The organism is Bradyrhizobium sp. USDA 4452 (genome assembly GCF_054063575.1).
On record NZ_JBSSGK010000001.1, the window covers coordinates 1,981,170 to 1,994,730 of the forward strand.

Below are 13,561 nucleotides of genomic sequence, written 5' to 3' on the forward strand. Positions count from 1 at the left end.
AGGCGAGCAGGCGAACCGGCACTTGCCATTATACAGGGGTTCAGCGCCCGGTCTGCCCGCGGTCGCGCAGAAAATGATCCGCCAGCACGCAGGCCATCATGGCCTCGCCCACCGGCACCGCGCGGATGCCGACGCAGGGGTCGTGGCGGCCCTTGGTCAGGATGTCGGTATCGGCGCCCTTGCGGTCCACGGTCCGGCGCGTGGTCAGGATCGAGGACGTCGGCTTGACGGCGAAGCGCACCACCACCGGCTGGCCGGTCGAGATGCCGCCGAGCACACCGCCGGCATGGTTGGACAGGAAACGCGTCCCATTGTTGCCGGTCCGCATCTCGTCGGCGTTCTCCTCGCCGGACAGTTCGGCCGCGCCGAAGCCGGCGCCGATCTCGACGCCCTTGACGGCGTTGATGCTCATCATCGCCGCAGCCAGATCGCTATCGAGTTTTGCATAGATCGGCGCGCCGAGCCCGGCCGGCACGCCCTCGGCGACGACCTCGATGACCGCGCCGATCGAGGAGCCGCTCTTCCTGATGCCGTCGAGATAGCTTTCGAAGAACGCCGCCTTGTCCTTGTCGGGACAGAAGAACGGGTTGTTGGCGATCTCGTCCCAGTCCCACTTCTCGCGGTCGATCTTGTGCGGCCCCATCTGCACCAGCGCGCCGCGCACCTTCACCTCGGGCAGGACCTTGCGCGCGATCGCACCGGCTGCGACGCGGGTCGCGGTCTCGCGCGCGGACGAGCGCCCGCCGCCGCGATAGTCGCGCAGGCCGTATTTCGCCTCATAGGTGAAGTCGGCATGGCCGGGGCGGAATTTGTCCTTGATCTCGGAATAATCCTTCGAGCGCTGGTCGGTGTTCTCGATCAGGAGCGCGATCGGCGTTCCGGTCGTCACCTGCACGCCGCTTTCCGGATGCGCCATCACGCCGGACAGGATCTTCACCGCATCCGGCTCCTGGCGCTGGGTGGTGAAGCGCGACTGGCCGGGCCGGCGGCGGTCGAGATCGTGCTGGATCTCCTCCACCGTCAGCGGGATCATCGGCGGACAGCCATCCACCACGCAGCCGATCGCGACCCCATGGCTTTCGCCGAAGGTCGTGACTCGGAACATATGGCCGAAAGTATTGAAGGACATGGCGTGTCGTAACGCGCAGGGTCGGCAGCGTCAAACGGGTTTCATGACCCCCAGGACGCGGCTGACCCGGTGCCCTTAACTATGTTTCCGCAGGCCCGCCGCGCCGAACACGTAGACCGCGCCCTGCTCGATCGTAAGGTCGGCGGCCGAGGCCGGGGTCTCGAAGCCGAGCGCCACCATCAGCGCCCGCGCGGTGCCGCCATGGGCGACGGCGACCGTGTCCGAGGTCACCGAGCCGTACCATTCGGTCATCCGCGCCTGCACGTCGACATAGCTCTCGCCGCCCTCCGGCGCGACCTGCCACTTCTCGGCAAGGCGGCGGGCATAGACGACGGGGTCGGCGGCCTTTGCCTGCGCCAGCGTCGAGCCTTCCCACGTTCCGTAGGCGATCTCGCGCAGCCGCGCGTCGAGGGTGTAGTCGCCCGGCGGCAGGCCAAGCTCGCTGCGCACCAGCTCCATGGTCGCGCGCGCCCGGATCAGCGGGCTCGCGACGAACGGCAGCGTCGTCTTGTCACGGCCGTCGCGCACCAGGAGATCGGCGAGGATGCGGCCGGCGTGTGCCGCCTGGACGCGGCCGCGCTCGTTGAGAGCAATATCCTGCACGCCCTGAAGCCGGGCTTCGGCGTTCCATGAGGTCTCGCCGTGACGGATGTAGTAGATCGTTGGCACCGGCATTCGCTTCGCATTTTTCCGGCCCGGAGGTACACCAGCACTTCGGCTGGCGACAAGCCCTAATCGGCCGCAGCGGAGGCGCCATGCGCACAGGTCGGCGCAACCGGAATAGCCACGCCGTCAGGGTGTTATGTTTGATAAGGCGGCTATCGCCGAGACCATCGAAGACTGGGATGCATGACCGCGTTTCGTCAAAGTGTCGAAGCCATGATTCCGGCGCTCCGCCGCTATGCGCGCGCGCTGGTGCGTGACACGGATATCGCCGACGATTTGGTGCAGGACACGCTGGTGCGCGCGCTGCGCTCGGAGCGGCTGTTTCTCGGCGGCGACGTCAGGAGCTGGCTCTACACGATCCTGACCAATTTGAACAAGAACCGGCGGCGCTCGCTGGCGCGGCGGCCGCCCCTGATGCCGCTGCTCGACAACAATGCCGACGCCAGCGGCACCGAGGCCGAGGGACGCGACATCGAGCGCGCGCTGTCGACGCTGGTCGAGGAGCAACGTTCGGTGCTGCTGCTCGTGATGCTGGAGGGCATGAGCTACCGGGAGGTCGCCGATATTCAGGGCGTGCCGATCGGCACGGTGATGTCCCGCCTCGCCCGCGCGCGCGCCCATGTGCGGGCCTCGATCGAGGGCCAGCGCCCGGCGCTGAGGCGGGTGAAATGATACTGTGCGCGATGACAGGCATTACGCATGAGCGATTTTCGAACGAGATTTGGCAGAGACGACTGATATGACCGATCCGAACATCCCCGTCACCGAAGACGAGCTGCACGCTTACGTCGACAACGAACTGCCGGCCGAACGCCGCGGCGATGTCGAGGTGTGGCTCGCCACGCATCCCGACGACGCGGCACGGGTGCAGTCATGGCGTGCGATGGCCGAGATGCTGCATGCGCGCTACGACACCGTGCTGGACGAGGCGGTGCCGAAGCGGCTCGAACTCGAGCGGCTGGTGCGCCAGCCGCGTCGCTGGGTCTATGGCGCGGTGGCGGCGACGCTGATGGCCTTCATCGCCGGCGGCGGCGTCGGCTGGATCGCGCGCGGCGCGACCGCTGCGCCGTCGACCTTCCAGAGCTTCACGCTCGATGCGCTGGATGCGCACCGGCTCTACGTGGTCGAGGTCCGTCATCCGGTCGAGGTGCCCGGCAGCGAGCGCGATCATCTGCAGCAATGGCTGACCAAGCGCTGCGGCTGGGACGTCCGGGCGCCCGACCTCACCGGGCTGAAGCTGGTCGGCGGCCGCCTGCTGCCGGGGCCGAGCGGGCCGGCTTCGTTCCTGATGTATGAGAGCACGTCCGGCGAGCGCTTCACGGTCTACACCGCGAAGGCGAGAACCGAGGCGACCCAGATGCGCTATGCCGTGCAGGGCAACGACGGCGCGCTGTTCTGGGCCGATCGTGGCGTTGCCTATGTCGTCAGCGGCGGCACCGACCGCACGCGCCTGACCCAGGTCGCGCGGGCCGTCTACGACCAGATGGAGAAGAACGGCGGCTGATCTCCCGTAGATTTACGGGAGATCAGCCGCGAGCATTGTGCCGTTTCGAGTAAGTGAATCCAGCCTCACTCGGCGTCCCAATTCCGACATCGAAAATTTCGATTCGCGTCATGGACGCGTCTCATTGTCGTACCGGATGCTCACGCGAAGATGATCCGCGCCCGATCCGCCGATCGGCGCACGCGGCCTCGATTGGGGTTTTGTGTACCGCGCTGGTCCCCCTCTCGAGGCCGCACTTTTTTTCCGCAGTCCGATCTGCACGCCGCAGATTTGGACGTCGGACGGCCGGTCATCCATTGACGCTCTCGCAACGGCCGCGTCTACCCCGATAGAGTCCGGGGTAGTGCAGTTTCGCGTCTATAGCGTCTTTTGGGGCGCGCTCCCGGCGGTCAGCCGAGATCGCTGCGCGGATTGTAGGAATTTCGCTCCCGCCACGTCTGCATCAATGCCTCAAGCTCGGCATCGTTCCCGTCGGGAAGGATGATGCGGGTCGTGACGTAGAGGTCGCCGACGGTCCCCGCCTTCGCCAGCCCCTTGCCCTTGAGGCGGAAGGTACGGCCGCTCGAGGTGTTCTTCGGGATCGACAGTTCGACCGCGCTGCCGAGCGTCGGCACCCGGACCTTGCCGCCCAGCACCGCCTCGTAGAGGGTCACAGGCAGATCGATCCGGAGATCGTTGCCGTCGACCTTGAAGAACGGATGCGGCGCGATCGAGATCGTGATCAGGAGGTCGCCGGGCGGATGGCCTGGCGCGGTGTCGCCCTGCCCCTTCAGCCGGATCTGCTGGCCCGCGGTTACGCCGGGCGGAATCTTGACGTTGAGCTCGCGGCCGGTCGGCAGGCGGACGCGCTTGTCGCCGCCCCTCATCGATTCCTCCAGCGATACCGTCATCGCTACCGAAAGGTCGAGGTCGACGCCGACCCCGCCGCCATCGAATTCAAACGGGCTGGCCCGTCCGCCGCGCGCACCGCCACCGCCACGCGCAGCGTTGCCGAACATACTGTTGAGGATGTCCTCGAAGCTGCCGCCACCCATGCCACCGCCGGGGCCGCCGCGGAAACTGTACTCGAAGCCGCCGGGACCGGCACGGCCGCCGGCGCCGCCGCCAGGGAAGCCCTGGAAGCGCGGCTTGCCTTCGGCATCGATCTCGCCGCGGTCGAACTGCTTGCGCTTGTCCTCATCGCCAACGATCTCGTTGGCCGCGTTGATCTCGGCAAAGCGGGCAGCCGCCTTCGGATCGTTCTTGTTGTTATCAGGGTGATGCTTCTTGGCGAGCTTGCGATAGGCGCTCTTGATCGTCGCAGCGCTGGCGCTCCGCTGCACCCCCAAGACCTCATAGGGGTCACGCATCCGTCACGTCTCCTTCACGGGAAAATCAGTTCTGGCCGGGAACCCATCCGGGCCCGCTTTGTCTTCATGTGGGGACTCAGTGGCATTTTTGCAACTAGCGCCTTTCCGCTCCGATCGATCAGAATGGGGCTGAGATTATCGTTCTGAGCCGTTTCTTCACCCCAGCCGCGCCTTCGCTCGAAAACGCGACCGGCGGCATCGGCCGGAACTTTCAGGACTTGCTCCAGGGCTTCATGCTCTGGATTTGCCAGCGCCCCTGTCCGGCCTTGCAGGCAGCGCCCTGCAGCCAAGTCTCGGTGGCTCCATTAACATAGCTGGCAAGGAAATCCCGGCACGTCTTGCCATCCTCGCCCGCATAGGCCTGGGCCAACGGCGTCACCGAGCCGCGCGCGCCGGTCTGGGGATTTTCCCAGGGCTGGCTGGAATCCTTGTCGCCCTTGGTGAGCACGTCGGAGGCGGCGTTGCGGGCGAAGGCAAGATCGCTGTCGGTCGGCATCGCCGTGTTGACCCGGGTCAGGCTGATTGAGCCCGTCACATCCGTGTCGTCCAGTTTGGCGAAGGCATCGGTGCGCGACAGGCTGCAGCCGCTGGCGCCGACGCCGATCAGGATCAAGGTCACCACCGCGCCCGCGGGATGGATCGCCGATAGGCCAACGCGCCCCCATGCCCTATATAGGGCTAGAAACGCGCTCTCGGACGCGGGGGAATGCAAATCGGGACTCCTGACATGACCGACACGACCTCCATCAAACACCCGACACCGTTAACATCGGGTGATTTCACCGCGGCGGAGGAGCCGTTCGCCCTGTTCGGCGAATGGTTTGCGGAAGCGGCCAAGTCCGAGCCGAACGATCCGAACGCGATGGCGCTCGCCACCGTCGATGCCGACGGGCTGCCCGACGTGCGGATGGTGCTGATGAAGGGCTTCGATGCGGACGGCTTCGTGTTCTACAGCCATATTGCCAGCGCCAAGGGCCGCGAATTGGCCGCAAACCCTAAGGCCGCTTTACTGTTTCACTGGAAATCGCTGCGCCGCCAGGTGCGCATCCGCGGGCTGGTGACGCCGGTGACCGATGCCGAGGCCGACGCCTATTTCGCCACCCGGCCGAAGCAGGCGCAGATCGGCGCCTGGGCCAGCAAGCAATCGCAGCCGCTGGAGAGCCGCTTCGCCTTCGAGCAGGCGATCGCCAAGGCCGGCGCGAAATACGTCATCGGCGAGGTGCCGCGTCCGCCGGGCTGGAGCGGCTGGCGGATCACGCCGCAGCGCTTCGAGTTCTGGCACGACCGCCCGTACCGCCTGCACGACCGCATCGAATTCCGCCGCGACGGCGCCGGCAGCGCGTGGTCGAAGGTGCGGCTCTATCCCTGAAAAACCGCGACCGTCATGGAAGGGCGAAAGCACGAAGCGGGTCTTCGTGTAAGATGACCCCGGCCATCGACGTCCCGATCCCCAATCGTTCGAAGATGTCGATATCAGGCACGGCGCCGCGCGCGGCGAAAACGAAAGAAACTGTCGATGACCCGCCCCTCCAATGCACCGCGGCGCACGCTGCTCCTGACCGGCGCGAGCCGCGGCATCGGCCATGCCACCGCGATCCGGTTTTCATCCGCCGGCTGGCGCGTCATCACGCTGTCGCGGCATGCGTTCCCGGAGGTTTGCCCCTGGGGCGCCGGGCCGGAGGATCACATCGAGGTCGACCTCGGCAGCCATGACGACACCGTGCGCGCGATCTCGGAAATTCGGCAGCGGCTGGACAACGACGAGCTGCACGCGCTGGTCAACAATGCTGCGATCTCGCCGAAAGCTGCGGGCGGCGGCCGGCTCGGCACCATGGACACCGACATCGAGACCTGGACCCACGTCTTCCACGTCAACTTCTTCGCGCCGATCATGATCGCGCGCGGGCTGATCGAGGAATTGAAGCACGCCAAGGGCGCGGTGGTGAACGTCACCTCGATCGCCGGCTCGCGCGTCCATCCGTTTGCCGGCGCGGCCTACGCGACGTCGAAGGCGGCGCTTGCGGCATTGACGCGCGAGATGGCCTCGGACTTCGGCCGCGTCGGCGTTCGCGTCAACGCGATCGCGCCAGGTGAGATCGATACCTCGATCCTGTCGCCGGGCACCGAGAAGATCGTCGATCAGCAGATCCCGATGCACCGGCTCGGCACCCCGGACGAGGTCGCCAAGATCATTTACGTTCTCTGTACGGAGACCAGCTCTTATGTGAACGGTGCGGAAATCCACATTAACGGTGGTCAGCACGTCTGAGCTTGCCCTGGATGTAAATTCGGGGGAGAGAGGTTCGAGGCGATCCCGGCCGCCGCCGCGGCCGTACTCCAAGGATTGCTTCGATTGCAGGCGTAACGACGCAGACGAGGCTTCTGCCTCCGATAGGCCTCAGCCTCTAGTCGGCGTAGAACCGGCGAGACTTCTTCTCAAACGGTTGCAGCGCGATGTCGTTCAACGCGCTGGAGCATTCGTCTTCGTCCTCGCCATCCAACATCGCAGCGCCACAGTAACGGCAAAGTCTCGGCGAAATCGCCTGCACCTTGCCTGCTGCGCGGTCCTGTTGATAGCGCGCAAAGTCGATGACGTTACGCCGTGGCGTTATGATCTTCTCAACCATTGCTGTCCTCCGGCTTCGAGGCGGGCGTTATCGCAGACAAGTTTCGCCCAAACGTTCAGCGCAACGCTCAAATTTTAGCAGAGGAAATAAGGCAGAAAACGCGTCCCAAAACGCGACGTATGGAACCGGTTACAGCCACTTCTTCCACCTGAATATCCAGTACGGCACGATCGCAGCGAACAGCATCATCACCAGCGCGATTGGATAGCCGTGTGTCCATTCGAGTTCCGGCATGATTTTGAAATTCATGCCGTAGATCGAGGCGATCAGCGTCGGCGGCATAAGCACCACCGCCATCACAGAGAACAGCTTGATGATGTTGTTCTGTTCCAGATTGACCACGCCGAGCATGGCGTCGAGCACGAAGGTGATCTTGTTGGAGAGATAGGACGCGTGGTCGGTCAGTGAGGCGACGTCACGCTGCATGGTCTTGAGCTGCTCGCGCATGTCCTTGGACCATTTCACGCCCTCCACGACAGCCGAAAGGAACGTGACGAGGCGGCCGATCGAGACCAGGCTTTCGCGGACCTTCGAGGTCAGGTCGCCCTTGCGGCCGATCGCGATCAGGATCTGCGAATATTGCTTGGCGTGGCCGTGGCGTTCGCTCTCCGGCTCGAAGATGTCGTGGGAGACCTGGTCGATGTCGGCGCCGCAGCGCTCCAGCAGGTCCGCGCAGCGGTCGATCACCGCATCCAGCAGTTCCATCAGCACCTGCTCGCCGGTGATGCCGGGGGCACAGGCCCGGGCCAGTTTGTTCTCGACCAGCGCGAACGGTTTCGGCAGGTCGTAGCGCACCGTGACCAGGCGATGGCTGGTCAGGATGAAGGTGACCGCCGTGGTCCGCGGCATGTCGGTGTCGGATTGGCACATCAGCGTCGCGGTCATGTAGCGCGCGCTGTTCTCGATATAGAGCCGGCTGGAGATCTCGATCTCCTGCATGTCTTCCCGGGTTGGAACCGCGATCCCGGCGAGCTTCTCGACGGCCCGGTCCTCCTCGACGGTCGGGTTCACCAGATCGACCCAGACCGCCCCCTCCGGCAGCGCGCCGAGGTCGGTCGCAGCGGCCTTCTTGAGGGAGTAATCGGAGGGAACGAACACCGACAGCATCACGAGCTCCGAGACACAGGATTGGAAAAAAGGGTTGGCAAGACCCGTCGATCTAGCGCGATTCTGGCTGGCGCTTCATGACCGGGCGATTAACCGGACATCCACCTTGTGGCGGCCGGGCGGCGGTGAGCGTGACGTTGAAGCGGCTTCGATTGAACGACCGTTGCCTGTTTGCACAAAAACTGGCCCCACACCAGAAGACTTGCGGCAAAAAAGCCACAGGCGAGGTCCCGCGATGCGGCAAAGGCATCTAAACTCTGGGAATAATGGCACGTTTCGGGCAATAATGCGGTTCATGGAATCGTGGCGTTTGGGGCGCAATCGTGGCGCTTGGAGACGCGGATTTTCGATTGGAACGTAATCATGTCGTCGTTCAAAGTTACCTTTGGGATACTGGCCGCAGGCCTGATGTTGTCAGGCTGCATGCAGGCCACGACCTATGAGGCAACCAACACTGCAGCCTTCAAGCCGCGTGACAAGGAACTGCTGGCCAAGACCACCTACGTCAAGACGCCGGTAGCCGAGCCGTTCCGCCGCGCCATCGTCGAGTATCACCGTAAGGAAGCCCCCGGCTCGATCGTGGTCGATTCCGACAATCATTACCTCTACTACGTGCTGAACGACGGCAAGGCGATCCGCTACGGCATCACCGTCGGCGAGGAAGCCATGGCCTGGTCCGGCATTGCCAAGGTCGGCAGCATGACCGAATGGCCGGCCTGGCATCCCACCCCAGGTGAAATCTCGCGCCTCGGCGTTCCGACCTTCGTGGCACCCGGCCCGGACAATCCGATGGGCTCGCGCGCGATGTATCTCTACTCGGGCGGCAAGGACACGCTGTTCCGCATCCACGGCACCAACCAGCCGGAATACATCGGTTCGTCGATCTCCTCGGGCTGCATCCGCATGACCAACGAGGACGTCATCGACCTCTACAACCGCGTCAAGCTCGGCACCATCGTCGTGGTGCTGGAGCCGAAGCACGGCGACTCGCCCTACAAGCCGCAGATGGCGCTGCAGGGCGGCGGCAACGTTCCCTACTGATCCCAGTCACGTCGCAATCGCGATCAAAGGCGCCGGCTTTGCCGGCGCTTTTTTGTTGGCCGCGGCTTGGTCTCGGCAGCGCCTTCAGGCGCGGCCGCATCATCTGATTTCGCCGCATCCGACTCATCGGCCTTGCCGCGGTCGGCTTCGTCCGGCTTGGATGAGTCCGGCTTGGACCCGTCTGATTTAGCCGCGACCTCGCGCGGCGGCGCCGCTTCGGGGCGCCCGGCCGGCAACAGCGGCGCGACACGCGGCAGCGGATCGTAAACATTCCACTGGCAGATCCGGTAATTGTTGCGACGCTCCGTCAGGTCGAGATGGATGTGGTCCTCGTGGTACCAGTCCGAGCCCGGGCCGAGCACGGTGGAGAAGCGGGCGCAGACCGAATGCAGCACGGTCTCGCGCAGATCGCGTGGCACGCTGCGGTCGGTCAGCGAGATCGATTTGCCGTTGGCAAGACCGAGGGCGCGGACGTCGAGCGCATTGGCGCGGCCATGTTCGGAGAGCTGCGCGCCAACGACGCGATTGCGGCCGCGGCACTCGAACGAGTCGAAATTGTCGAGGTTGCTGATCCCGCCCCCGAGGCTCTGCGCCAGCGGCGCGATATCGGTGCGGACCCAGTCGGCGACCGCACTTGCCATCTTGCAGCGGAGGATCGCCGCGGGCTTGACTGCGACCTTGCGCTTGTCGGGCAGCACGATGGCCTCGAGCCGCACCAGATCCTCGCCGCCGCAGCCGCCGGCGCCATGGATATCCGGAATGCTCGGTGCGATCGCGATCTCCTCGGTGAGGGCCTGCCGGCAGGCCGATAGCTGCGGCCTGGGCGGCTCCACCGGTTTTGCAACTTCGGCCGGCTTGGCCGTTTCGCCGGGTGTCGCAACCGCCGGAGGCTGCGTCTCGGCCGCGGGCGGCGCGGGCTCGGCCGCAGGCGGCGCCTGGTCTGCTGGCGGCCCTTCCGCTGCCGCCGGCGCCTCTGCCGGACGCGGCTTTGGCAGCGGCACCGCCGAGCGGCGGACCGCCTTGTGTGCCCGGTGCGGCCGGATGCCAAGCAGATCGTCCCATGGAAAGCTCGGCGCGCCGCGGGTGGCCCCGGCGGGCCCCGCTTGCATGCCAAGGCACAGCAGCGCGGCGGCAGCGGTAACCATTGCCGCGCGCCCGCGACGAAACGCGCCATCAGGCCATTTTCGGCTTGCTTTCTCCGCGCTACAGTTCATGTCAGTTCCATGATTTTACTGCCGGCCGCCCAAGATGCCGGCAGATCATGCGTGAGGATCGAGGAGGGATTTGCGTATGCTTGGCTTGATGCAAGATTGGCCCTTGCTGTGTCACAAGATTATTGAGCACGCCGCCAAATATCACGGCACGCAGGAAGTCGTGACCCGGTCGGTCGAAGGCCCCATTCATCGCACCAACTATGCCCAAATTCACGCCCGCGCGCTGAAGGTCTCGCAGAGCCTGGAGCGCGACGGCATCAACCTCGGCGACCGCGTCGCCACCATCGCCTGGAACACCTGGCGCCACCTCGAGGTGTGGTACGGCATCATGGGGATCGGCGCGATCTGCCATACGGTCAATCCACGACTGTTTCCGGAACAGATCGCCTGGATCGTCAACCACGCCCAGGACCGCATCGTCATCACCGACCTCACCTTCGTTCCGGTGCTGGAGAAGATCGCCAGCCAGCTGCCGAGCGTCGAGCGCTACGTGGTGCTGACCGACAAGGCGCACATGCCGCAGACCTCGCTGAAGAACGCGGTCGCCTATGAGGACTGGATCGCGGCATCCGACGGCAAGTTCAAGTGGAAGACCTTCGACGAGAACACCGCCGCGGCGATGTGCTACACCTCCGGCACGACGGGCGATCCCAAGGGTGTCCTGTATTCGCACCGGTCCAACGTGTTGCACGCGCTGATGGCCAACTCGAAGGACGCGCTCGGCACCTCCGCCTCGGACACAATGCTTCCGGTGGTGCCCTTGTTCCATGCCAACAGCTGGGGCATCGCCTTCTCCGCACCGTCGATGGGCACCAAGCTCGTGATGCCGGGCCCAAAGCTCGACGGCGCCTCGGTGTACGAATTGCTGTCGACCGAGAAGGTCACCCATACCGCGGGCGTCCCGACGGTGTGGCTGATGCTGCTGCAATACATGGCCGCCAACAATCTCAAGCTGCCGGATCTGCAAATGGTGATCTGCGGCGGCTCGGCGATGCCGCGCTCGATGATCAAGGCGTTCCTCGACATGGGCAGCCAGGTGCGGCACGCTTGGGGCATGACCGAGATGAGCCCGCTCGGCACGCTGGCGACGCTGAAGCCGCCGTTCACCGAACGCACCGGCGAGGAGCGGCTCGACATCCTGCAGACCCAGGGCTATCCGCCGTTCGGCGTCGAGATGAAGATCACCGACGATGCCGGCAAGGAGCTGCCGTGGGACGGCAAGACCTTCGGCCGTCTCAAGGTCTCCGGCCCCGCCATCGCCAAGGCCTATTTCCGCGTCGATGCCAACATCCTCGACGATGCCGGCTTCTTCGACACCGGCGACGTCTCGACGATGGACGAGCACGGCTACATGCGGATCACCGACCGCTCCAAGGACGTGATCAAGTCCGGCGGCGAATGGATCTCCTCGATCGATCTGGAAAACCTCGCGGTCGGCCATCCCGCGGTGGCGGAAGCCGCCGTGATCGGCGTCCATCACCCCAAATGGGATGAGCGGCCGCTGCTGATCGTGCAGCTCAAGCAGGGCCAGAGCGCCACGCGCGAGGACATCCTGAAGTTCATGGACGGCAAGATCGCCAAGTGGTGGATGCCCGACGATGTCGCCTTCGTCGACGGCATTCCCCACACCGCGACCGGCAAGATCCTGAAGACGGCGCTGCGCGACCAGTTCAAGGACTACACTTTCCCGACCGCCGCGGCATGAGAATTCACCCTCTCCCCTTGTGGGAGAGGGTGCCGAGCAAAGCGAGGCGGGTGAGGGGTTCTCTCCGCGGATAGAGACCCCTCATCCGTCGCGGACTACGCTTAGCCGATGCAAGGCATCGGCCTCCATTTCGAAGGACGGCGGCCAAAGGCCGCCTATGGCCACCTTCTCCCACAAGGGGAGAAGGGAGGTGTCGACCGCCACATCACGCCCAAATCCCTTGAATTCGCCGCAGGTCCGTGGTCTCACACGGGTCATTGGCGGCGGCTGAGGTCGCCGGGGGCAATCTCAACCGGCAGATTATTCGACGATGGCGCGCAGGTTTTCCGCTCCCTACCAGCAGGAGCCCGTGTCCGGTCTCGCCACTTGGTCGCGCAATCTCGCCATCTTCTCCGTCGTCGCGGTGGTGGTCTCGATCATCATCGTCCGCTTCGGGTTCCTGGAGGTCAAACCGGCGCTGGCGACCTTCTTCGGCGCGCTGGGCCTCGCCGGCCTGTCGATCCTGCTCGGGCTGGCCGCCTTCGCTGCGATCTGGCAGAACGGCACCCGCGGCATGGGCCGGATCCTGCTCGCTTTCCTGATCGACGCCGCAATCCTCGCCTACCCGGGCTACCTGACCTATCAATACCGCAAGCTGCCGCGGCTCTACGACGTCACCACCGATCCGATCGACCCGCCAAAATTCGAGGCGCTGGCGCGGCTGCGCACCGGGGAAGGCACCAATCCGGCCGCCTACGCCGGCCTCGCTTCCGCCGAGCGGCAGCGCGCCGCCTATCCAGATATCGAGACCGTCGAGTTGGAAACCCCGGTCGACCGCGCCTATGAGATGACCCTGCGGCTGGTGAACCGCCGCAAATGGCTCGTCATCGACGCACGCGCGCCGCAGCCGCCGCGCCGGATCGGCCGCATCGAGGCGGTGGCACGCACGCCGATCATGGGTTTCCGCGAGGACGTCTCGATCCGGGTCACGCCCGATGACGAGGACTCGCGCGTCGATATCCGCTCCGCCTCGCGCTATTTCGACACCGATCTCGGCAGCAACGCCGCGCGGGTCAAAAAGCTGATCGAGGACCTCAACGCCGCCGCCGAGAACGACAATTCGAAGCCTGCCAAGAAGGCAGCCCCGGTCGCGCCCAAGGCGCCGCCGGCGAAGTCGGTGAAGAAATAATTCACCCGTCATTCCAGAACATCGCGCAGCGATGAACCCGGAATCCATTTC

14 protein-coding genes are annotated in these 13,561 nt (G+C 65.1%); 7 read left to right on the forward strand and 7 right to left on the reverse strand.

Annotated elements, in window-relative coordinates; translation table 11 throughout:
• Positions 1-40: 40 nt before the first annotated feature.
• On the reverse strand, positions 41-1,129 hold the full coding sequence (gene aroC, locus ACVISU_RS09375; protein ID WP_456706745.1) for a chorismate synthase: 1,089 nt from the start codon (positions 1,127-1,129) through the stop codon (positions 41-43).
• Between the two features lie 75 nt (positions 1,130-1,204).
• Entirely contained in the window at positions 1,205-1,804 is a 600-nt protein-coding gene (locus tag ACVISU_RS09380; RefSeq protein WP_456706746.1) for a histidine phosphatase family protein, read from the reverse strand.
• Between the two features lie 174 nt (positions 1,805-1,978).
• On the opposite strand from ACVISU_RS09380, the gene ACVISU_RS09385 reads away from it, so the two are divergent.
• Both ACVISU_RS09385 and ACVISU_RS09390 read left to right on the forward strand, forming a co-directional pair.
• Positions 1,979-2,467: a sigma-70 family RNA polymerase sigma factor gene (locus ACVISU_RS09385; protein ID WP_050402366.1), complete on the forward strand. Its 489-nt coding sequence runs from the start codon at positions 1,979-1,981 to the stop codon at positions 2,465-2,467.
• Positions 2,468-2,534: 67 nt separating this feature from the next.
• Positions 2,535-3,299 (forward strand): anti-sigma factor family protein, encoded by a 765-nt coding sequence (locus ACVISU_RS09390; RefSeq protein ID WP_456706747.1) that lies wholly within the window; start codon positions 2,535-2,537, stop codon positions 3,297-3,299.
• Positions 3,300-3,688: 389 nt separating this feature from the next.
• On the opposite strand, the gene ACVISU_RS09395 is transcribed toward ACVISU_RS09390, so the two are convergent.
• Entirely contained in the window at positions 3,689-4,648 is a 960-nt protein-coding gene (locus ACVISU_RS09395) for a DnaJ C-terminal domain-containing protein (RefSeq protein ID WP_456706748.1), read from the reverse strand.
• Positions 4,649-4,859: 211 nt separating this feature from the next.
• The gene (locus tag ACVISU_RS09400) at positions 4,860-5,267 is read right to left on the reverse strand and encodes an RT0821/Lpp0805 family surface protein (protein ID WP_050402386.1); all 408 of its coding nucleotides are present in this window, start codon (positions 5,265-5,267) and stop codon (positions 4,860-4,862) included.
• A 108-nt stretch (positions 5,268-5,375) separates the two neighbouring features.
• On the opposite strand from ACVISU_RS09400, the gene pdxH reads away from it, so the two are divergent.
• Positions 5,376-6,017, forward strand: coding sequence for a pyridoxamine 5'-phosphate oxidase (pdxH, locus tag ACVISU_RS09405; RefSeq protein ID WP_063695639.1), 642 nt, complete (start codon positions 5,376-5,378; stop codon positions 6,015-6,017).
• Between the two features lie 147 nt (positions 6,018-6,164).
• Entirely contained in the window at positions 6,165-6,917 is a 753-nt protein-coding gene (locus tag ACVISU_RS09410; RefSeq protein ID WP_050402369.1) for an SDR family NAD(P)-dependent oxidoreductase, read from the forward strand.
• Positions 6,918-7,053: 136 nt separating this feature from the next.
• On the opposite strand, the gene ACVISU_RS09415 is transcribed toward ACVISU_RS09410, so the two are convergent.
• Both ACVISU_RS09415 and ACVISU_RS09420 read right to left on the reverse strand, forming a co-directional pair.
• Positions 7,054-7,275, reverse strand: a complete 222-nt coding sequence (locus tag ACVISU_RS09415) for a hypothetical protein (protein ID WP_223969861.1) — start codon at positions 7,273-7,275, stop codon at positions 7,054-7,056.
• 129 nt (positions 7,276-7,404) lie between these two features.
• The gene (locus tag ACVISU_RS09420) at positions 7,405-8,382 is read right to left on the reverse strand and encodes a magnesium transporter CorA family protein (protein ID WP_456706749.1); all 978 of its coding nucleotides are present in this window, start codon (positions 8,380-8,382) and stop codon (positions 7,405-7,407) included.
• 363 nt (positions 8,383-8,745) lie between these two features.
• On the opposite strand from ACVISU_RS09420, the gene ACVISU_RS09425 reads away from it, so the two are divergent.
• Positions 8,746-9,423 carry a L,D-transpeptidase gene (locus tag ACVISU_RS09425; protein WP_050402387.1) on the forward strand — a complete coding sequence of 226 codons (678 nt, stop codon included), beginning with the start codon at positions 8,746-8,748 and terminating at the stop codon, positions 9,421-9,423.
• Positions 9,424-9,446: 23 nt separating this feature from the next.
• Here ACVISU_RS09425 and ACVISU_RS09430 read toward each other — a convergent pair whose 3' ends face one another.
• Complete coding sequence (locus ACVISU_RS09430) at positions 9,447-10,637, reverse strand: extensin family protein (protein ID WP_456706750.1); 1,191 nt, start codon at positions 10,635-10,637, stop codon at positions 9,447-9,449.
• A 76-nt stretch (positions 10,638-10,713) separates the two neighbouring features.
• Between ACVISU_RS09430 and ACVISU_RS09435 the strand changes: the two genes are divergently transcribed.
• Both ACVISU_RS09435 and ACVISU_RS09440 read left to right on the forward strand, forming a co-directional pair.
• Complete coding sequence (locus ACVISU_RS09435; protein WP_050402373.1) at positions 10,714-12,342, forward strand: fatty-acid--CoA ligase; 1,629 nt, start codon at positions 10,714-10,716, stop codon at positions 12,340-12,342.
• A gap of 310 nt (positions 12,343-12,652) precedes the next feature.
• On the forward strand, positions 12,653-13,510 hold the full coding sequence (locus tag ACVISU_RS09440; protein WP_456706751.1) for a DUF1499 domain-containing protein: 858 nt from the start codon (positions 12,653-12,655) through the stop codon (positions 13,508-13,510).
• Positions 13,511-13,561 lie beyond the last annotated feature (51 nt).